The organism is Microbacterium sp. T3-8 (assembly GCF_055398145.1).
Map to the genome: position 1 here is coordinate 1988295 of NZ_AP027918.1, position 18672 is coordinate 2006966.

Consider the following 18672-nt stretch of genomic DNA (forward strand, 5'->3'; position numbering starts at 1 on the left):
CGATAGGCGTGAGCCGTACTCCTGGAGCATGGACACCGCACACGACACCCCTTCCCGCCCACGTCGACGCCGGGGCCGACGCCCGGTCATCGCCTCCGCCGTCGCCGCCGCACTCGCCCTCGGTGGCGGGGGAATCTGGGCCGCGGATCGCTACCTCATCGAACACGTCGCGATCAGTGACGTCTCGTCCTACGAGGCGGCGCAGAGCACGACGGATGACGCGGTCACGACGACGACCAACGGTGAGACGACCGACACCTCGTACACCTCCGATCAGGCCGACATCACGCTGTCGACCGTCACCACCGGATCCGGTACCGACACGGTCACGTACTACGTGGCCGATGTCACGCTGACGGATGCGACGGCGCTGCGCTCCGCTTTCGCCGGCGATGCGTACGGGACGAACATCACCGAGACGACGAGCTCCATCGCAGCGGACCACGACGCGATCTTCGCGATCAACGGCGACTACTACGGGTTCCGTGACACCGGCATCGTCATCCGCAACGGGGTCGTCTACCGCGACGACGGAGCGCGCGACGGGCTGGCCTTCTACCAGGACGGGCACGTCGAGGTGTACGACGAGACCGCGACCACCGCGGATGAGCTCATCGCCGACGGCGTCTGGAACACCCTGTCCTTCGGGCCGGCGATCGTCGAGGACGGATCGGTACTCGCCGGCATCGAGGACGTCGAGGTCGACACGAACTTCGGCAATCACTCGATCCAGGGCGAGCAGCCGCGCACCGCCGTCGGCGTGATCGACGACAACCACCTCGTCTTCGTCGTCGTCGATGGGCGCGATGAGGGCTACAGTCGCGGGGTCACCATGACGGAGCTCGCCGACATCATGGTGTCGCTCGGCGCAACGACGGCTTACAACCTCGATGGCGGAGGATCGTCCACCCTGTACTTCGACGGCGAGGTCGTCAACCAGCCGTCCAACGGCGGCGAGCGCGGAACGAGCGACATCCTCTACATCGCGGGGAGCGGCTCGTGATCGTCCTGATCCCGGCGTACGAGCCGGATGAGCGGATGGTCGAACTGGTCGAGGCACTGCATACCGCAGGGCATCGGATGATCGTCGTCGACGACGGCAGCGGGGAGGCCTACGCCGAGCTGTTCCGTCGCGTCGAGGATCGCGGGGTCGAGGTGCTGCACGAGCCCGAGAACGTCGGGAAAGCGACCGCGCTGAGGAACGGACTCGCGCATATCGCGCGTCGCTGGCCGGGAGAGGACGTCGTCACGGCCGACAGCGATGGGCAGCATCGCCCGGACGACATCGCTGCGGTCGGCGCGGCGACCGCGCAGGGGGACGCTCTCGTCCTGGGTGGACGCCGATTCACCGGCGATGTACCCGTGCGCAGTCGCTTCGGCAACGCCGTCTCCCGCACGCTCTTCCGCACGGTCGGGGGAGTGGGTGTGCACGACACGCAGACGGGTCTGCGCGGCATCCCCGCCGTTCGCATCCCCGAGGTGCTGGCGGTGACGGGAGAGCGCTTCGCCTGGGAGATGAACGTGCTCCTCGACTTCGCGCGACGTCGCGTGCCGATCCGCGAGATCGAGATCGCGACCGTCTACCTCGACGGCAATGCCTCATCGCACTTCCGTCCGGTCCGGGATTCGCTGGCGGTCCTGCGTCCGCTCCTGCGATACGTCCTCGTCTCGTTCGGGTCGTTCGCCCTCGACGTGGCCGCGCTGCACCTGCTGTATGCCGCCTCCGGGATGTTGCTGCCGTCCATGGTCGGCGCACGCGCGCTGAGCGCCACGGTGAACTTCGCACTCAACCGCGCCGTGGTGTTCCGCGCGGCCGAGGGAGGGTCTCTCCGACGACAGCTCGTGCGCTACGCGGGACTCGCCGCGGTGCTGCTCGCGGTCGGGTACGTCGGTGTCGCACTCCTCGTCAACGCCGGAGTTCCCGTGATCGCGGCGAAGATCGCGGTCGACGCCGTCGTGTACATCGCCGGATATGCGGCGCAGCGCGCTTTCGTGTTCGCCCACGGACGGCGCGAGGGGGCAAGCAAAAAGCCCCGGCGGATCCAGGGGATCCACCGGGGCCATCTGTGCGCGGAGGGGGACTTGAACCCCCACGCCCTTACGGGCACTACGACCTCAACGTAGCGCGTCTACCATTCCGCCACCCGCGCAGGTTTTGGATGATCGTTGCCGACCGAAGAATGACATTACCACCTTCTGGGGTCGGCCTCGAATCGGGCGTGACGCCCGGGCGTGGCACGCGCTTTCGATAGCCTGGTTCGCATGACCGAACCCTCCCTTCCCGAGGTCGCGCGCATCGCGAGCGAGCTGATCCGCTTTGACACCTCGAACTTCGGCGGCGGCAACGCGAAGGGGGAGCGTGAGGCTGCGGAGTACGTGGGTGCGTACATGGCAGAACTCGGGCTCGAGGTCGAGTACTACGAGCCCGTCTCGCGCCGCACGAACGTGATGGCACGGGTGCCGGGTCGCGACCGCTCGCTGCCGGCGCTCGTCGTGCACGGGCACCTCGACGTGGTCCCCGCCATGGCGGAGGACTGGACGGTCGATCCCTTCGCCGGGATCGTGCAGGACGGGATGCTGTGGGGGCGCGGCGCCGTCGACATGAAGAACATGAACGCGATGATCCTCACGGCCGTCGCCGACATCCTCCGCGCGGGCGAGATGCCGGCGCGCGACCTCGTCCTCGCGTTCTTCGCCGACGAGGAGAACGGCGGCGTCGAGGGATCGGCGCTCGTCGTGCGCGACCGCCCCGAATGGTTCGCCGGTGCGGCGACCGCGATCAGCGAGGTCGGCGGATACTCGATCACGGTCGACGACCGTCGGGCCTACCTGTTGCAGGTGGGCGAGAAGGCGCTGATCTGGATCCGGCTGGTCGCGAAGGGACGGGCGGGCCACGGCAGTCGTCTGCACGACGACAACGCGATCACGTCGCTGGCCGAGGCCGTCGCGGCGATCGGTCGCACGCGCTGGCCGATCCGGCTCACGCCGACCACCACCGCGCTCCTCGAGGGACTGAGCGCACTCACCGGGCGCAGCGCCGACGATCCGGACGCCCTGGCATCGGCCGCCGGTCCCGCCGAGGCGTTCTTGCGATCTTCGTTCCGGACGACGACGAATCCCACCGGCCTCACCGCCGGGTACAAGCACAACGTCATCCCGGAGCGCGCCGAAGCGCTCATCGACGTGCGGGTGATCCCCGGCACCGAGGACGAGGTGCTGGCCGAGCTCCAGCAGATCGTCGGCGACGACATCGTGATCGAGACCGTGGTCCGTGACATCGGTATGGAGACCCCGTTCGAGGGCGAGCTCGTCGAGGCCATGGTCGCGAGCATCGGTCGGCACGACCCCGGTGTGCCCGTCATCCCGTATCTGCTGGGGGCCGGAACCGACAACAAGGCGCTGTCGACCCTCGGGATCACCGGATACGGGTTCGCGCCGCTCCGGCTGCCCGCCGATCTCGATTTCACAGGCATGTTCCACGGAGTCGACGAGCGTGTGCCCGTAGACTCGCTTGTCTTCGGTCAGCGGGTGCTGGCCGATCTGCTGCGCACGTACTGAGCGCTCCCGCCGGCTCCGTGCCGCCGTCGACCCTGAAGGCCTCCATGCATCTCTTCGAAGCGCTCATCCTCGGTATCGTCCAGGGGCTGACCGAGTTCCTGCCGATCTCCTCCAGCGCCCACCTGCGCATCGTCGGCTCGTTCCTGCCCTCGGGCGAGGACCCGGGTGCGGCGTTCACGGCGATCACGCAGATCGGCACCGAGGCGGCCGTGGTGGTGTTCTTCTGGCGCGACATCGTCCGCATCGTCACGCAGTGGTTCCGGTCGCTCGTCGGCAAGGCCCCGCGCACCGATCCCGACGCGCGGATGGGCTGGATGATCATCATCGGCAGCATCCCGATCGTCATCCTGGGCCTGTTCTTCCAGGATCAGATCGAGAGCGTGTTCCGCTCGCTCTGGGTGGTCGCGATCATGCTGATCGTGTTCGGCATCCTGCTCGGCATCGCCGATCATGTCGGAGCGAAGAAGCGCACGCTCAACCAGCTCACCTACCCGCACGGCGTCGCCTACGGATTCGCACAGGCCCTCGCCCTCGTCCCGGGCGTCTCGCGCTCGGGCGGCACGATCACGATGGGGCTCTTCCTCGGCTACGAGCGCGCCGCGGCGGCCCGCTACGCGTTCCTCCTGGCGATCCCCGCCGTCTTCGGCAGCGGCTTCTACCAGCTGGCGAAGAGCTGGAACGAACCGGCGTTCTTCTCGCTCGGCGACACGCTGGCGGCCACCGGTATCGCCTTCGTCGTCGCCCTCGGGGTCATCGCGTTCTTCATGAGCTGGATCTCGAAGCGCAGCTTCCTGCCGTTCGTGATCTACCGCATCCTGCTGGGCACGGTGATCCTGGTCCTGCTCGGCACCGGAGCGATCGCCGCCTGAGCGCGGACGCGCTCAGCGCTTGTGGTCGCCCGGACCGTCACCGCGTCGACGCAGGTACTTCTCGAACTCCTGGGCGATCGCATCGCCCGATGCCTCCGGCGAGTCCCATGTGTCGCGGGTGCGCTCGAGCTGGCGGATGTACTCGGTCATCTCCTCGTCGTCCGCCGCGGCCGCATCGATGGATGCCTCCCACGCGGCGGCTTCCGTGCGCAGTGCATCGCGCGGCACCGACACCCCGGTGAGCTCTTCGAGGCGATCGAGCAGGGCGAGGGTGACCTTCGGCGACGGCGTCGCGTTCGCGACGTAGTGCGGCACGCTCGCCCACAGCGTGGCCGTCGGGATGCCGGCCGACTCGGCGTAGTGCTCGATGACGCTCAGGATGCCGACGGGGCCCTCGTAGAGGGACTTCTCGAGTCCGAGCTCCTCGCGCGCCTGCTCGTTCTGGCTGGCCGCGAAGATCGAGATCGGCCGGGAGTGCGGCACATCGGCGAGCATCGCGCCGAGCATGATGAAGCCGCTCACGTCGTCGCGCAGCGCGACGTCGATGAACTCGGCGGCGAACGACTGCCACGTGCGAGCCGGTTCGACTCCGGTGAGCAGCCAGAACTCGGGCCCCTCGCCCGCGTCGCGCGGACGCCACAGCGTCGCTTCCGGCCACTTCAGGCGCCGACGACCCTCGGTGTCGAGCTGGGTCGACGGACGCGTGTACTGGTAGTCGAAGTAGAGCTCGGGGTCGACGGTGTGCACGAGGTCGTACTCGCTCGTGGCGCGCAGGGCCGCGACGGCGCCGCTGGCCGCTTCACCCGCGTCGTTCCAGCCGTCGAAGGCGACGATCACGATGCGCGAACCGAGAACATCCATCGTGATCCCCTTTCGATCGAGTGACGGTGTCGTCTCCCCAGGCTAGTCGCGCTCGGAGGAAGACGGGTCCTGCGCCGGATAACATGGCTCGGTGAGCACACAGCCCCGCGCGGTCCTCTGGGACATGGATGGAACAGTCGTCGATACCGAGCCGTACTGGATGGCGGCCGAGACCCGGCTCGTCGAGTCCTTCGGCGGGACGTGGACGCACGAGGACGCGCTGCAGCTGGTCGGCAGCGGACTGATCGACAGCGCGATCATCCTGCAGAACGCGGGCGTGCGCATGGAGGCCGAGGCGATCGTCGCCCATCTGACCGATGAGGTGCAGAACCTTCTGCGCACCGAGGGAGTGCCCTTCCGCCCCGGCGCACGCGAGCTCCTGCTCGACCTGAAGCAGGCAGGGATCACGACCGCGCTCGTGACGATGTCGCTGCGACGGATGGCGCTGAGCGTCGTCGATCTCATCGACTTCCCGGCCTTCGATCTGGTCGTCGCCGGCGACGACGTCGACAACCCGAAGCCGCACCCGGAGCCGTACCTGCAGGCCGCCGCCCTGCTCGACATCGACATCACCGAAGCCATCGTGATCGAGGACTCGCCGACCGGTGTCCGTGCCGGGATCGCCTCCGGCGCCGTGACCCTCGGGGTCCCGCACATCGTGCCGCTCGACGACCTCGGTGCGCACGAGCTCTGGCCGACGCTCGACGGCCGCACCGCACACGACCTGGTCGACCTCCTCGACCGCCATTCCGCCACGACGGGAGCCACCCGATGACCGCCTCCGGTACGCACCGTCCGAGCGGCCCGTTCCGCGAGGGCGACCGCGTCCAGCTCACGGGTCCCAAGGGCCGACTGCACACCGTCACCCTCCGGGAGGACGGCGAGCTGCACACCCACCACGGGGTGCTGCGCCACCGCGATCTCATCGGCCTGCCCGACGGATCGGTGGCCGTGAACAGCTCGGGCCACGAGTATCTCGCGCTGCGCCCGCTGCTGAAGGACTTCGCGATGTCGATGCCCCGTGGCGCGGCGATCGTCTATCCGAAGGATGCCGCCCAGATCGTCATGCAGGCCGATGTCTTCCCCGGAGCGACGGTGGTCGAGGCCGGAGTGGGGTCGGGCGCACTGTCGCTGTCGCTGCTTCGTGCGGTGGGGCCGGCGGGCAGGCTCGTATCCTTCGAGCGGCGAGAGGACTTCGCCGAGGTCGCCCGCGGCAACGTCGCGACGTTCTTCGGCGAGCAGCCGGACACCTGGAGCGTCGTCGTCGGCGATCTCGTCGAGCAGCTGCCCTCCGAGCTTCCCGCCGGATCCGTCGATCGCGTCGTGCTCGACATGCTGGCCCCGTGGGAGTGCATCGACGTCGTCGCCGACGCGCTCACACCCGGGGGAGTGGTGCTCTGCTACATCGCGACCGCCACGCAGCTCTCGCGCGTCGCGGAGTACATCCGCAACACCGGACTGTTCACGGATCCGGACGCCTCCGAGACGATGGTGCGCGGCTGGCACGTCGAGGGCCTCGCGGTGCGTCCCGATCACCGGATGGTCGCGCACACCGGCTTCCTGCTGACCGCGCGTCGTCTGGCTCCGGGCACGGTCGCACCCTCCGTGAAGCGTCGCGCCTCGAAGTCCAGCTACGGCGACGACGACGTGGAGCAGTGGACCCCCGGTGCCGTCGGCGATCGCGAGATCACCGACAAGAACCTGCGCAAGCGCGCGCGAGAGGCTGCGCGCGCCGCCGAGGGCGCGCGCATCGCGACGGCATCGCGCGAATCGGAGCACCCGACCGAATAGACTGGAGGGCGTGCGTAAAACGTCCGCCGTTCTGGCCACTCTCAGCCTCGCCGTCCTCGCTCTGACGGGGTGCACCGCTGCTCCGACCTTCGATGGCGCCGCATGCGACCGCTCCGGCGGTTCCAGCGGTCTCGCCGATGCGGTGACGGTCGAGGGCGATCTCGGTGCGAAGCCGGATGTGAGCATCTACACGCCGCTGCACGTCGAGAAGTCGGCGACGACGGACGTCGTCGTCGGCGACGGTCGTGCTGTTCAGAACGGTCAGCAGCCCTTCGTCTACGAGCTCACCCTCTTCAGTGGCGAGACGGGCGAAGAGGTCGCCGGCACTCCGTACGACCCCGCTCAGGGGCCGCTGACGAGCCTCGACATCCAGGGTGCGCGTTTCCCTGCTCTCGCTGACGCGCTGAAGTGCGTCACCCAGGGGTCTCGCACGGTGGTCGCTCTGACCGCGGATGATGCTGGAGCGGAGGCACTGCAGAGCTTCGGTCTCGATGCCGACGACACGATGGTGTTCGTCGTCGACACCATCGACGTGCTCCTGCCGAAGGCCGAAGGCTCCCTGCAGTTCAACGATGCTCGCGGCATGCCGACCGTCGTCCGTGCTCCGGACGGCACTCCCGGCGTGATCATCCCCAACTCCGACGCACCGTCCTCTCTGGTCACGCAGACGCTCATCCTCGGTGAGGGCGACGACGTCGAAGCCGATCAGGTGCCGATCGTCCAGTACACCGCGCTCGGCTGGGACGACAAGACCGTGATGACGCAGACGTGGGGCAAAGCGGTCTCCACCGATCTGCAGCAGGTGGCACCGGCCGTGGCCCAGGAGCTGGTCGGCAAGCCCGTCGGCTCCCAGGTGCTCGTCGTGACTCCGGCTTCCGACTCGGCCCCCGCCGTCGTCTACGTCGTCGACATCCTGGGCGCCATCACGGTACCGACTCCGTGATGGCCGCCCGTATTCCCGCCGAGGAGCGCCTGACGAATCTCGTCGTGGCTCTCATGGCGACGGAGATCGGGCTCACGAAGCAGCAGATCCTCGACAACGTCTCCGGGTACCGCCAGCGCGCGGATGCCGGAACGCGGTCGGATGCCCTCGAGAAGATGTTCGAGCGCGACAAGGACGAACTCCGCTCGCTCGGTGTGCCCGTCGAGACGATCGGCGACGCCGCAGACCCGAACGATCTGCGTGAGGCGCGCTACCGGATTCCGCAGGCGGAGTACGACCTGCCGAGCGACATCGACTTCACGCCCGCCGAACTCGCCGTGCTGCGTCTCGCGGGCAGCGTGTGGAGCGCGGAATCCGCATCGGGCGACGCGCAGTCCGGTGTTCGGAAGATCCGCGCCCTCGGGATCGACGGTGACGAGCCGATCATCGGGTTCGCGCCGCGCATCACGGCGCGGGATGCCGCGTTCGGTCCGCTCCAGGAGGCGATCGAGAAGAGCCGAGTCGTCGCTTTCGACTACCTGAAGCCGGGGGAGGACGCTCCTCGTCGTCGCCGGGTCCAGCCGCTCGCGCTGGTGGACTACGAGGCGCGCTGGCACGTGTTCGGCATCGACATCGACGCCGCGGGCGACCGTACGTTCCTGCTCAGCCGCATCGTCGGGGATGTGACGGTGACCGCGACGACCTTCGACCCCGTCCTGCGGGACGGAGCGGGTGACCGCGCGCTCGCGGGACTCGAGGAGGTGGCGTCCCAGAACTCCGCTCTGCTCGAGATCACTCCGGGTACCGAGGCGTCTCTGCGGCTCGGGCGGAGGGCGGTCCCGGCGGTCCAGGGCATCCGCGTCCCCTTCGTCGATGTCCACATCCTCGCCGACGAGCTCGCCTCGTACGGCCCAGAGGTCCGTGTGGTCGAGCCCGACGAGCTCCGCGACGCGGTGGTGTCGCGTCTCCGCGCGGTCGCCGAGGCCCACGCCGAGCGGGAGGTCCGACGATGAGTGCGAAGAAGCCGTTGCTCGCCGGTGATCGGGTGCGTCTGTACCTGACCCTCGTGCCGTACCTTCTCGAGCACGGACAGGTCTCTCTGGCCGAGGCATCAGCGGAGTTCGGCGTGACCCCGCGCGAGATGCGGGCGATGGTCGAGAAGCTGACCGTCATCGGCCTTCCCGGCGAAGCCGGTTTCTGGCAGCAGCCGCAGGAGATGTTCGACATCAACTGGGATCTGCTCGACCAGGAAGACGTCATCGAGATCACGAACGACGTCGCGCTGCGCCGGGTGCCGCGGTTCACCGCGCGCGAAGCCGCAGCGCTGCTCGCCGGGCTGCAGATGGTCGCTGCGGTGCCCGCTGTCTCGGACTCAGGGCTCGTCGCCGGTCTCATCTCGAAGCTCTCCCGAGGAGCGGCCGACGCTCCCGCCGAGGTGGTCATCGCGCCCACGGCGGTCGACGAGGTGCGCGAGGCGGTGTCCCGTGGGGTGCAGGAGGGGCGCGCGATCTCGTTCACCTATCAGGCGCCGGACGCGCAGCCGACCACGCGCACGGTCGATCCGGTGCAGATCCTGATCACCAACGGCCAGTGGTATCTGCAGGGATGGTGTCATCTGCGTCAGGCGATGCGCACCTTCCACCTCGACCGGGTGAGCCGCCCGCAGCTGACCGACATCCCGATCACGCACGCGGGGGAGCACGTGCCCGAGGCATTCGCCGAGGTGGCGGACGACCGCGAGGTCACCGTGCGCGTTCCCGAACGACTCGCTCCGCTCCTGGGCGGGCTTCTCTCCGCCGATGAGGTCGAGACCCTCGATGGCGTGGTCACGGCGCACCTGCACCTCGCAGATCCGCGCGGTATCAAGCGCATCGCGGCCCGTTTCGGGGGAGCGCTCGAGGTGCTCGAGCCGGGCATCGCGCGCGCGGCGACCCGGGAATGGGCGTCTGCGGGACTCGCGCTCTACCACCGCCCATCCACAGCACAGCCGGGTAGACTGGCCGAATCGCCCACCGACGACGGGAACTAGAGATGTTTGCTGGACTGCAGGGGTGGCACCTCCTGATCGTGCTCGCCGTGATCCTCCTCCTTTTCGGCGCGGCAAAGCTGCCCGCCCTCGCGAAGAGCGTCGGCCAGTCGGCCCGCGTCTTCAAGGGAGAGATGAAGGCGATGAAGGAAGAAGACGGTCCGGCGGCCGCGGAGAACGCGGCAGTGGACCCGACCACGGTGAAGAACTCGGGCTCAGAACCTGAGACTCCGCCGCGCGCCTGACCGCTCGTGGCAGTGATGGACCCGGCCGCGAAGGCGAAGCCGGACCGCGACCGGCGGATGTCTCTCGGAGCGCACCTCGTCGAGTTGCGCCGCCGTCTGATGATCGCCGCCATCGCGCTGGTCGTCGGCATGGTGCTGGCGTTCATCGTCGCGGATCCGATCATCCACTTCATCACCGAGCCGATCCGTCTCATCACCGAGAAGCGGGGCGACGACTTCAGCGCCCTCAACTTCTCGACCGTGACCTCCGCGTTCGACATGCGCATGCGCATCGCCCTGTCGATCGGTCTCTTCGCCTCCGCGCCGGTCTGGCTGTGGCAGATCTGGGCGTTCATCATGCCCGGCCTCACGCGCAAAGAGGTGCGCTATACGGTCGGCTTCGTCGCGGCCGCCGTTCCGCTGTTCCTGGGCGGGTGCTACCTCGGCGTCATGATCATGCCGCACATCATCGAGCTGATGTGGAGCTTCACGCCGGAGGGCGGTACGAACTTCTACGCCGCCCAGGACTACTACGACTTCATCTTCAAACTGATGCTCGTGATCGGCGTCTCCTTCGTGCTGCCGGTCTTCCTCGTCGCACTGAATTTCGCCGGCATCATGTCGGGGCGCGCGATCCTCAAGGGATGGCGCGTCGCGATCATCATCGCCACGGTCTTCGCCGCCCTCGCGACGCCGGCTGCCGACGTGGTGAGCATGCTGATGCTCGCGGGCATCCTGATCGTCCTGTACTTCGCAGCCGCCGGTCTGTCGCTGCTGTTCGACCGGCGCAAGCGCAAGCAGGATGCGGCCGCCGGCCTCCTGCCGGACGCCGCATGAGTTCGCCGGCGGAGCGATACGCCGCCGCGCGACAGGCATCCGAGCACCCCGAGACCTCCGCGTTCGCCGCCCGCCAGCGCTTCGATCTCGACCCGTTCCAGCTCGAGGGCTGCCATGCGCTCGAGCGCGGGAACAGCGTCCTGGTCGCGGCGCCGACCGGGGCCGGTAAGACGATCGTGGGCGAGTTCGCGATCCATCTCGCGATGCAGACTCCGCGCGACAAGGCGTTCTACACGACGCCGATGAAGGCGCTCTCGAATCAGAAGTTCCGCGAGCTCGTCGACGTCTACGGAGCCGACGAGGTCGGGCTGCTCACCGGCGATACCAACATCAACGGCAACGCGCGCATCGTGGTGATGACCACCGAGGTGCTGCGCAACATGATCTACGCCGATTCGGCGGCGCTGCGCGACCTCCGCTACGTCGTGATGGACGAGGTGCACTACCTCGCCGATCGATTCCGCGGCGCGGTGTGGGAAGAGGTCATCATCCACCTGCCGTCGCAGGTGCGTCTCGTCTCGCTGAGTGCGACGGTCTCGAACGCCGAGGAGTTCGGCGACTGGCTCGACACGGTGCGCGGCGACACCGAGGTGATCGTCTCGGAGATCCGCCCCGTCCCGCTGGAACAGCACGTGCTCGTGCGCGACGATCTGCTGCCGCTGTTCGACGACCGGGCGGGTGTGGCCACGGCTCAGGTGAACCAGGAGCTGATGCGCATCCGCTCGTTCACGGGCTCGCACTACGACAACAACCGTCGCGCGCAGTCCTACGTCAGCAATCGTCACGCCGGCCGACAGGCCAAGCGCCCTCCGCGCGGAGGCCAGCGTCCGGTACGTCCGTCGAACGCGCGCCGCATCGAGCGGATCGATCGCCCGGAGGTCATCCACCTCCTCGAACGCGCGAATCTGCTGCCGGCGATCTTCTTCATCTTCAGTCGCGTCGGCTGCGATGCCGCCGTCGCGCAGGTGCGCCGGTCGGGTATGCGTCTCACGTCACAGGAGGAGCGCACCGAGATCCGCGCGATCGTCGAGGAACGCACCCGCACGCTCCAGGAGGAGGACCTCGGCGTCCTCGGCTACTGGGAGTGGCTCGACAATCTCGAGCGCGGCGTGGCCTCGCACCACGCGGGCCTGCTGCCGGCCTTCAAGGAGGTCGTCGAAGAGCTCTACCAGCGCAAGCTCGTCAAGGTCGTCTTCGCGACCGAGACCCTCGCGCTCGGCATCAACATGCCGGCGCGCACCGTCGTGCTCGAGAAGATGGAGAAGTTCAACGGCGAAGCCCGCGTCGCGATCACCTCGGGGGAGTACACGCAGCTCACCGGTCGCGCCGGGCGCCGCGGCATCGACGTCGAAGGCCACGCGGTGGTGCAGTGGACCGAGGGCATGGATCCGCAGGCCGTGGCCGCTCTCGCGTCGCGGCGCACCTACCCGCTGAACTCGAGCTTCCGGCCGACGTACAACATGGCCGTGAACCTCATCGACCTGTTCGGCAAGCCGCGGGCCCGCCAGATCCTCGAGTCGTCGTTCGCGCAGTTCCAGGCCGATCGCGCCGTGGTCGGTCTCGCCCGTCAGGTGCGCGAGGCCGAGGTGTCGCTCGCGGGCTACGAGAAGTCGATGTCGTGCGAGCACGGTGATTTCGTGGAGTACTCGACGATCCGTCGCGAGCTGAGCGACCTCGAGAAGAAGAACCGGCAGGACTCGGGAGCCCCGCGTTCGGCCCGTGACAAGCGGCTGAAGCGCATCCAGCAGCTCCGCACGAAGATGCAGCGGCACCCGTGCCACAGTTGCCCGGATCGCGAAGCGCACGCCCGGTGGGCGGAGCGCTACTGGAAGCTGAAGCGTCAGACCGACCGCATCCGCCGTCAGATCGAGACCCGTACCGGAACGGTGGCCCGTGTCTTCGACCGCGTGGTCGAGGTGCTCGAGACGCTCGACTACCTGCGCTCCGACGGCGACGAGATGACGCTCACCGAGTCGGGCCGCACGATGCGGCGCATCTACGGCGAGCGGGATCTGCTCGTGGCCGAGTCGTTGCGCCAGGGGCTGTGGTCGGGCCTCGATGCACCCTCGCTCGCGGCCATGGCCTGCTGCCTGGTCTACGAACCGCGGCGCGATGAGGCGAACTCGGGGGAGCGCGGTCTTCCGCGCGGCGCGTTCCGTGCCGCATACGAGAAGACGACGGCGCTGTGGGCCGTTCTCGATGACCTCGAACAGGATCATCATCTTCCCGGCTCCGAGCCGCTCGCCGCCGGCCTCGCCGGAGCGATGCACTCCTGGGCTCGCGGCGGGATGCTGGATCGGGTGCTCGTCGATGCCGATATGGCGGCCGGCGACTTCGTCCGCTGGGCCAAGCAGACGATCGACCTCCTCGACCAGCTCTCGATCGTCGCCGAGGACGGAGCGCTCGCCCGCACGGCCCGCACGGCGCTCGACGGCGTGCGCCGCGGCATCGTCGCCTACTCCTCGATGTGACCGGGGTGAACATGGCTGAACGCACGATTCGACCGCGCCCGCTCCTGCCGTTGTGGGCGGCGTCGATCGCGGCCGCCGCCGCGGCGCTGCTCATGAATCTCGCCTACCCGGCGGCCGCGATCTGGGTTCTCGCGTTCCCGGCGACCGCGCTGCTGCTGCTGGCGTTGATCGGCCGCCGCGCGGGCGGAGCGCTGCTTGTCGGCCTGGTCTACGGCATCCTGTTCTTCGCTCTTCTCGTGTCGTGGACCTCGAGGTATCTGGGCCCGGTTCCCTGGGCTGCTCTCAGCGTCCTCGAGGGCGGCCTGACGGCTCTCGCCCTCATCCCGATCGCCCTCGCCTACCGGTGGATCCCTCGCGCGCTTCCCGGCGCCTGGGGGCGGATGCTGGTGCTCCCGGTCGTCGTCGCGGCCCTCTGGGTCGACCGGGAGGTCTTCGTCGGCTCCTGGCCCTATGGCGGCTTCCCCTGGGCACGGATCGGGATGAGTCAGGCCGAGAGCCCGCTCGCTCCGGTGTCGTCGTGGCTCGGCGTCGGCGGTCTCGGGTTCCTGATGGTTCTCGCCGTGGCGATGCTGATCGAGGCGGTGCGGCTGAGGCTGTGGCGGCGCCCGATGCCGCTGCTCGTGCCCGCTGTCCTCGCGGTCGTGCTGCTCGCGACGCCGCAGTTCCCGACCGCCCCCGCGGGCGAGATGCGCATCGCCGCCGTGCAGGGAAACGGTCCGACCGGGTACTTCGACGAGCGCACGCCCTTCGCCGTGGTCCGCGCGCAGACCGAAGCCACCGAGCCCCTCTACGGCGAAGACGTCGACCTCCTCGTCTGGCCGGAGGGCAGCCTCGACACCGACCCCTTCCAGAACGAGACGCTCGCGCGTCAGCTGACGCTGGTCTCGACCCGGATCGACGCGCCGGTGCTCGCGAACGCCGCGACCGCCCGCAACGACCTCTACTGGAACACGTCGATGCTGTGGACGGATGCCGGGGGAGCAGAACAGATCCACGACAAGCGGCATCCGGTGCCCTTCGGCGAGTACGTTCCCGACCGCGACTTCTACTACGCCCTGGCCCCCGATCTGATCGGCCTCATCGGCCGCGAGTACACCCCGGGGATCAACCCGCCGCTCATGGACATCGACGGCGCCCTCATCGGTCTCGCGATCTGCTTCGACGTCATCTACGACGACGTCATTCACGAGAGCGTGACGGGCGGCGCCGAGGTCCTCGTGTTCCAGACCAACAACGCGGACTTCCGGGGGACCGCCGAGAATCTGCAGCAGCTCGCGTTCGCGCGGATGCGGGCGATCGAGACCGGGCGCAGCGTCGTCAACGTCTCGACGGTGGGTACGAGCCAGATCATCCGTCCGGACGGGTCGACGATCACGAGCCTGGACGCAGATGAGGCCGGGGCGATGCTCGAAAACGTCGAGCTCCGCTCCGGCCTCACGGCGGGTGTGGTGCTGGGTCCCTGGCTGCAGCAGATCCTGCTCTGGGGTGGGCTGGGCGCGCTCGTTCTCGGGTGGTGGCGCGCTCGTCGGGCTTAGGCCCCGATCTTCTCCCGCGTCGGGTCTTCACCGGCCCCGCGGCGCGCGCGGATGAAGGCGAGGCGCTCCTCGAGCAGTTCTTCGAGCTCGGCGCGCGTGCGGCGCTCCAGCAGCATGTCCCAGTGGGTGCGGGCGGCCTTTTCGTCGGTCGCCTCGAGCGTCACGGCCTGGCCGTCGACGTTGAGTCGGGCGTCGGCACCGCAGGAGCGGCATTCCCAGGTCTGGGGCGGCTCGGCGTCGGCCGCGAACATCAGGTTCGTGACGTGGCCGCATGTGTCACAGGTATAGGTGGTCTCACGGCGCTCCATGAAAACGACGCCCTCTTCGCTCTGTAGGCTCTGGGCGCCGAGTCGGATGCCGCGCAGGCTGCGATCTGCCATTGTGTGGTCCTCTCGTCGCTGTCAGGTATAACGCTCCAGCCTGTGCGCTTCATCCACGTCCCTGGAAACTCGGCGTTATTCACAGCGGAATCCCAGCGCGGGAGGTTATGAGGGCGACAGCGTGTCGAGGGCGAGGTCGGCGCGATCCGAGACGATCCCATCGACGCCGAGGGCGATGAGTCGGTTCATCTCCGCGGCATCGTTCACGGTCCACACATGCACCTCGACGCCCCGAGCATGCGCGGCGCGGAGCAGCGCGGGAGTGAGCACGGTCAACGGCCCTTGCCGCTCGGGGATTTGCAGGGCGTCGATGTCGCGGAGCACCCGTGCGGGGGAGAGGCGCAGGACGGACAGCGCGCGCACCGTCGCGATGGTTCGGCTTCCCCCCGATGTCGCGGGGCGAAGCGCGGCGCCCGCGCGGAGGACGGCGGCGACGGTCGCGCGCCGGTGGGCATCGGAAAAGCTCGTCACGAGGGTCCGATGCGTGTGATCGGCGAGGATAGGCCCGAGGGGCTCCGCCGCGGCGGCGGTCTTCACGTCGATGTTGAAGCGCACGGTCGGGAACAGGTCTAGGGCCTCGGCGACCGTGAGGAGGCCGCCGTGATCGGCGAAGAGACGGACGAGGTCGCGGGTGCGCACCTCCCGGACTGCTCGGCGGTCGCCGCCGGTCAACCGCTCGAGGGTCGCGTCGTGGAAGAGCACCACGTCGCCGTCGGCCGTTACCTGGCAGTCGGTCTCGACGTACTCCACCCCGGCGGCGTGCGCAGCGGCGAAGGCTGCGGCGGTGTTCTCCCAGACGCCCGAGTCCTCGCCCGCCGCGGTCACGAGACCACGGTGGGCGAGGACTCGGGGATGCCGTGCCTTCGCGAAGTACGGGTGCGTCACACGCCCGGCGGGGGAGTCGGTGCCTGACCGGGCTTCGGCGTGAACGCACTGCCGATGCCCTTGAGTGCTTCCGTGAGTTCGCTCGGGATGATCCACAGCTTGTTGGACTGACCTTCGCTGATCTTCGGCAGCATCTGCAGGTACTGGTAGGCGAGCAGCTTGTCGTCGGGGGCGCCCTGGTGGATCGCCGTGAAGACGTTCTGAATCGCCTCCGCCTCACCCTGCGCTCGCAGGACCGCGGCCTGCTTGTCGCCCTCCGCGCGGAGGATCTCGGCCTGACGTGCACCTTCGGCCTCGAGGATCGCGGACTGCTTCGTTCCCTCAGCGGTGAGGATCGCGGCGCGACGGTCACGCTCGGCGCGCATCTGCTTCTCCATCGAGTCCTGGATCGAGATGGGCGGATCGATCGCCTTCAGCTCGACGCGGCCCACGCGGATGCCCCACTTGCCGGTCGCCTCGTCGAGGACGACGCGCAGCTGACCGTTGATGTTGTCGCGGCTCGTGAGCGCCTCTTCGAGGTTGAGTCCACCGACGACGTTACGGAGCGTCGTGGTCGTGAGCTGCTCGACGGCGCCGAGGTAGTTCGCGATCTCGTAGGTCGCGGCCCGGGCATCCGTCACCTGGAAGTAGACGACGGTGTCGATGGAGACGACCAGGTTGTCCTCGGTGATCACGGGCTGGGGCGGGAAAGAGACGACCTGCTCGCGCATGTCGATCAGGGGGCGCAGTCGGTCGATGAACGGCACCAGGATGTTCAGACCGGGGGTGAGGGTCTTGTGATAACGGCCGAGCCGTTCCACGACCCCGGCCGTGGCCTGCGGAATGATGCGGATGGAACGCGCGACGGTCACCACCACGAAGATGATGACCGCGATCGCGAGGATCCAGAGGATCGCGGTGGGGATGAACGAGGCGTCGTTCACGGAGTCTCCTAGTCGTTGACGGGACGGACGATGGCGGTGGCGCCGTTGATCGCCGTCACGGCGATCGGCGATCCCTGGGGGATCGGTACGGGCGTGGCGGAGCGAGCGGTCCAGGTGTCGCCGTTGCTGAGCTTGACCTGTCCGGAGATCTGCGTGATGTCGTGGAGTGCGGTTCCCCGGAGGTCGAGGAGAGCATCGACGTTCGACTTGGTCGGATCCTCGCCGCGCCGCAGCCGCCGGAGAAGCGGCGGTCGCAGGAAGAGGATGAACAGCGCCGCGGCTGCCGCGGCGACGATCACCTGCGCCCAGACCGGGATGCCGACCAGATCGGTGAGCAGACCGATGGCGCTGCCGAAGCTGAGCATCAGGAACGTGAAATCGAGCGTGAGCATCTCGATCACGAGGAACGCGGCGATCAGGACCAGCCAGCCGATCCAGGCCCATTGGTCGATGAACTGTACGAAAGTCGAGACGGTGTCCATGCGGCCTCCTTAGCGGTCAACCTATCACGGGGCCCGACGCCGTATCGGGCGGCGCGGGGCGCTGTTGATAGTCTGAGTTGCCGCGTCATCGCGGCGTTTCACGCACCATGAGGAGTCACCGTGACCGCTGTTCTTCCCGCAGGATCTCTCGACGGCAAGGTCGCCCTTGTCACCGGCTCGTCGCGGGGGATCGGCGCCGACACCGTGCGCTACCTGGCGGAGGCCGGGGCGGATGTCGTCATCAACTTCCGCAACAAGGCCCCGCGCGCCGAGAAGCTCGCCGGTGAGCTGCGCGAGCTCGGACGCCGCGCGCTCGTCGTCGGTGCCGACCTGACCGACCCCGCGTCGGTCGCGGCGATGTTCGACGCCGTCACCAACGAATACGGTCGTCTCGACGTGCTCGTGCTGAACGCCTCCGGCGGCATGGAATCCGGCATGGCCGAGGACTACGCCCTCGCGCTCAACCGCGACGCGCAGCTCAACGTGCTCCGCGCAGCCGAACCGCTCCTGGGCGAGGGCGCGCGCGTGGTCTTCGTGACGAGCCACCAGGCGCACTTCATCCGTACCACCCCGACCATGCCCGAGTACGAGCCGGTCGCTCTGTCGAAGCGCGCCGGCGAGGATGCGCTGCGCGAGCTCATTCCCGGCCTCGCCGAGAAGGGCATCGGCTTCACGGTCGTCTCCGGCGACATGATCGAGGGCACGATCACGGCGACGCTGCTCGAGCGTGCGAACCCCGGAGCGATCGCCGAGCGTCGCGAATCCGCGGGCAAGCTCTACAACGTCTCGGAGTTCGCGGCCGAGGTCGCTCAGGCGGCCGTCGATCCCGTCCCCGCCGACAACACCCGCCTCGTCGGCGACGTGAGCGCGTTCGTCGCCGAGTAGCACCCGCACGCGAATCGGCCCCG

Annotated in this window: 18 protein-coding genes, 1 tRNA gene and 1 pseudogene; 14 read left to right on the top strand and 6 right to left on the bottom strand. The window is 68.5% G+C overall.

Features of this window, described 5'->3' with window-relative positions; all coding sequences use genetic code 11:
• Window positions 1-28 precede the first annotated feature (28 nt).
• Both ACZ5Y9_RS09430 and ACZ5Y9_RS09435 read left to right on the top strand, forming a co-directional pair.
• Window positions 29-1003: a phosphodiester glycosidase family protein gene (locus tag ACZ5Y9_RS09430; protein WP_402785636.1), complete on the top strand. Its 975-nt coding sequence runs from the start codon at window positions 29-31 to the stop codon at window positions 1001-1003.
• 35 nt (window positions 1004-1038) lie between these two features.
• A pseudogene (locus tag ACZ5Y9_RS09435) lies at window positions 1039-1938 on the top strand (glycosyltransferase); the annotation flags it as partial.
• A 129-nt stretch (window positions 1939-2067) separates the two neighbouring features.
• Here the strand turns inward: ACZ5Y9_RS09435 and ACZ5Y9_RS09440 are convergent.
• Window positions 2068-2150, bottom strand: a tRNA-Leu gene (locus ACZ5Y9_RS09440).
• A 112-nt stretch (window positions 2151-2262) separates the two neighbouring features.
• Here ACZ5Y9_RS09440 and ACZ5Y9_RS09445 point away from each other — a divergent pair.
• Window positions 2263-3558: a M20/M25/M40 family metallo-hydrolase gene (locus ACZ5Y9_RS09445; protein ID WP_464471207.1), complete on the top strand. Its 1296-nt coding sequence runs from the start codon at window positions 2263-2265 to the stop codon at window positions 3556-3558.
• A 44-nt stretch (window positions 3559-3602) separates the two neighbouring features.
• Window positions 3603-4427 (top strand): undecaprenyl-diphosphate phosphatase, encoded by an 825-nt coding sequence (locus tag ACZ5Y9_RS09450; protein ID WP_247622502.1) that lies wholly within the window; start codon window positions 3603-3605, stop codon window positions 4425-4427.
• Window positions 4428-4439: 12 nt separating this feature from the next.
• On the opposite strand, the gene ACZ5Y9_RS09455 is transcribed toward ACZ5Y9_RS09450, so the two are convergent.
• Window positions 4440-5288, bottom strand: a complete 849-nt coding sequence (locus ACZ5Y9_RS09455) for a PAC2 family protein (RefSeq protein ID WP_247622501.1) — start codon at window positions 5286-5288, stop codon at window positions 4440-4442.
• Window positions 5289-5412: 124 nt separating this feature from the next.
• On the opposite strand from ACZ5Y9_RS09455, the gene ACZ5Y9_RS09460 reads away from it, so the two are divergent.
• From ACZ5Y9_RS09460 to lnt, 9 genes are read left to right on the top strand one after another with little or no spacing between them, the layout of a single operon-like run.
• Window positions 5413-6063, top strand: coding sequence for an HAD family hydrolase (locus tag ACZ5Y9_RS09460; protein WP_247624693.1), 651 nt, complete (start codon window positions 5413-5415; stop codon window positions 6061-6063).
• Complete coding sequence (locus ACZ5Y9_RS09465; RefSeq protein ID WP_247622500.1) at window positions 6060-7079, top strand: tRNA (adenine-N1)-methyltransferase; 1020 nt, start codon at window positions 6060-6062, stop codon at window positions 7077-7079. The genes ACZ5Y9_RS09460 and ACZ5Y9_RS09465 overlap by 4 nt, the downstream gene beginning before the upstream one ends.
• Before the next feature lie 10 nt (window positions 7080-7089).
• Complete coding sequence (locus ACZ5Y9_RS09470; protein WP_440747021.1) at window positions 7090-8022, top strand: hypothetical protein; 933 nt, start codon at window positions 7090-7092, stop codon at window positions 8020-8022.
• Window positions 8022-9014, top strand: coding sequence for a helix-turn-helix transcriptional regulator (locus ACZ5Y9_RS09475; RefSeq protein ID WP_247956151.1), 993 nt, complete (start codon window positions 8022-8024; stop codon window positions 9012-9014). The genes ACZ5Y9_RS09470 and ACZ5Y9_RS09475 overlap by 1 nt, the downstream gene beginning before the upstream one ends.
• Window positions 9011-10030: a helix-turn-helix transcriptional regulator gene (locus ACZ5Y9_RS09480; RefSeq protein WP_247622497.1), complete on the top strand. Its 1020-nt coding sequence runs from the start codon at window positions 9011-9013 to the stop codon at window positions 10028-10030. Before ACZ5Y9_RS09475 ends, ACZ5Y9_RS09480 begins: the two co-directional genes overlap by 4 nt.
• 2 nt (window positions 10031-10032) lie before the next feature.
• Window positions 10033-10272, top strand: coding sequence for a twin-arginine translocase TatA/TatE family subunit (tatA, locus tag ACZ5Y9_RS09485; protein ID WP_247622496.1), 240 nt, complete (start codon window positions 10033-10035; stop codon window positions 10270-10272).
• A 57-nt stretch (window positions 10273-10329) separates the two neighbouring features.
• On the top strand, window positions 10330-11088 hold the full coding sequence (tatC, locus tag ACZ5Y9_RS09490) for a twin-arginine translocase subunit TatC (protein ID WP_247633975.1): 759 nt from the start codon (window positions 10330-10332) through the stop codon (window positions 11086-11088).
• Window positions 11085-13559, top strand: coding sequence for a DEAD/DEAH box helicase (locus ACZ5Y9_RS09495; protein WP_464471208.1), 2475 nt, complete (start codon window positions 11085-11087; stop codon window positions 13557-13559). Before tatC ends, ACZ5Y9_RS09495 begins: the two co-directional genes overlap by 4 nt.
• An 11-nt stretch (window positions 13560-13570) precedes the next feature.
• Window positions 13571-15094, top strand: coding sequence for an apolipoprotein N-acyltransferase (gene lnt, locus ACZ5Y9_RS09500; protein WP_464471209.1), 1524 nt, complete (start codon window positions 13571-13573; stop codon window positions 15092-15094).
• On the opposite strand, the gene ACZ5Y9_RS09505 is transcribed toward lnt, so the two are convergent.
• From ACZ5Y9_RS09505 to ACZ5Y9_RS09520, 4 genes are all read right to left on the bottom strand, one after another.
• Entirely contained in the window at window positions 15091-15474 is a 384-nt protein-coding gene (locus ACZ5Y9_RS09505) for an RNA polymerase-binding protein RbpA (RefSeq protein WP_247622493.1), read from the bottom strand. The genes lnt and ACZ5Y9_RS09505 overlap by 4 nt on opposite strands.
• A gap of 105 nt (window positions 15475-15579) precedes the next feature.
• Window positions 15580-16359, bottom strand: coding sequence for a glycerophosphodiester phosphodiesterase family protein (locus tag ACZ5Y9_RS09510; protein WP_247622492.1), 780 nt, complete (start codon window positions 16357-16359; stop codon window positions 15580-15582).
• Window positions 16356-17282, bottom strand: coding sequence for an SPFH domain-containing protein (locus ACZ5Y9_RS09515; RefSeq protein WP_247622491.1), 927 nt, complete (start codon window positions 17280-17282; stop codon window positions 16356-16358). Before ACZ5Y9_RS09515 ends, ACZ5Y9_RS09510 begins: the two co-directional genes overlap by 4 nt.
• A gap of 8 nt (window positions 17283-17290) precedes the next feature.
• Window positions 17291-17764, bottom strand: coding sequence for an NfeD family protein (locus ACZ5Y9_RS09520; RefSeq protein WP_247622490.1), 474 nt, complete (start codon window positions 17762-17764; stop codon window positions 17291-17293).
• Between the two features lie 120 nt (window positions 17765-17884).
• Between ACZ5Y9_RS09520 and ACZ5Y9_RS09525 the strand changes: the two genes are divergently transcribed.
• Complete coding sequence (locus ACZ5Y9_RS09525; RefSeq protein ID WP_247622489.1) at window positions 17885-18649, top strand: SDR family oxidoreductase; 765 nt, start codon at window positions 17885-17887, stop codon at window positions 18647-18649.
• The last annotated feature ends 23 nt before the right edge of the window (window positions 18650-18672 follow it).

What these genes read in the sequence shown, in the direction of transcription:
- ACZ5Y9_RS09430 (WP_402785636.1), top strand. Translation starts at nt 29, where the DNA reads ATGGACACCGCACACGACACCCCTTCCCGCCCACGTCGACGCCGGGGC.
- ACZ5Y9_RS09445 (WP_464471207.1), top strand. Translation starts at nt 2,263, where the DNA reads ATGACCGAACCCTCCCTTCCCGAGGTCGCGCGCATCGCGAGCGAGCTG.
- ACZ5Y9_RS09450 (WP_247622502.1), top strand. Translation starts at nt 3,603, where the DNA reads ATGCATCTCTTCGAAGCGCTCATCCTCGGTATCGTCCAGGGGCTGACC.
- ACZ5Y9_RS09455 (WP_247622501.1), bottom strand. Translation starts at nt 5,288, where the DNA reads ATGGATGTTCTCGGTTCGCGCATCGTGATCGTCGCCTTCGACGGCTGG.
- ACZ5Y9_RS09460 (WP_247624693.1), top strand. Translation starts at nt 5,413, where the DNA reads ATGGATGGAACAGTCGTCGATACCGAGCCGTACTGGATGGCGGCCGAG.
- ACZ5Y9_RS09465 (WP_247622500.1), top strand. Translation starts at nt 6,060, where the DNA reads ATGACCGCCTCCGGTACGCACCGTCCGAGCGGCCCGTTCCGCGAGGGC.
- ACZ5Y9_RS09475 (WP_247956151.1), top strand. Translation starts at nt 8,022, where the DNA reads ATGGCCGCCCGTATTCCCGCCGAGGAGCGCCTGACGAATCTCGTCGTG.
- ACZ5Y9_RS09480 (WP_247622497.1), top strand. Translation starts at nt 9,011, where the DNA reads ATGAGTGCGAAGAAGCCGTTGCTCGCCGGTGATCGGGTGCGTCTGTAC.
- tatA (WP_247622496.1), top strand. Translation starts at nt 10,033, where the DNA reads ATGTTTGCTGGACTGCAGGGGTGGCACCTCCTGATCGTGCTCGCCGTG.
- tatC (WP_247633975.1), top strand. Translation starts at nt 10,330, where the DNA reads ATGTCTCTCGGAGCGCACCTCGTCGAGTTGCGCCGCCGTCTGATGATC.
- ACZ5Y9_RS09495 (WP_464471208.1), top strand. Translation starts at nt 11,085, where the DNA reads ATGAGTTCGCCGGCGGAGCGATACGCCGCCGCGCGACAGGCATCCGAG.
- lnt (WP_464471209.1), top strand. Translation starts at nt 13,571, where the DNA reads ATGGCTGAACGCACGATTCGACCGCGCCCGCTCCTGCCGTTGTGGGCG.
- ACZ5Y9_RS09505 (WP_247622493.1), bottom strand. Translation starts at nt 15,474, where the DNA reads ATGGCAGATCGCAGCCTGCGCGGCATCCGACTCGGCGCCCAGAGCCTA.
- ACZ5Y9_RS09520 (WP_247622490.1), bottom strand. Translation starts at nt 17,764, where the DNA reads ATGGACACCGTCTCGACTTTCGTACAGTTCATCGACCAATGGGCCTGG.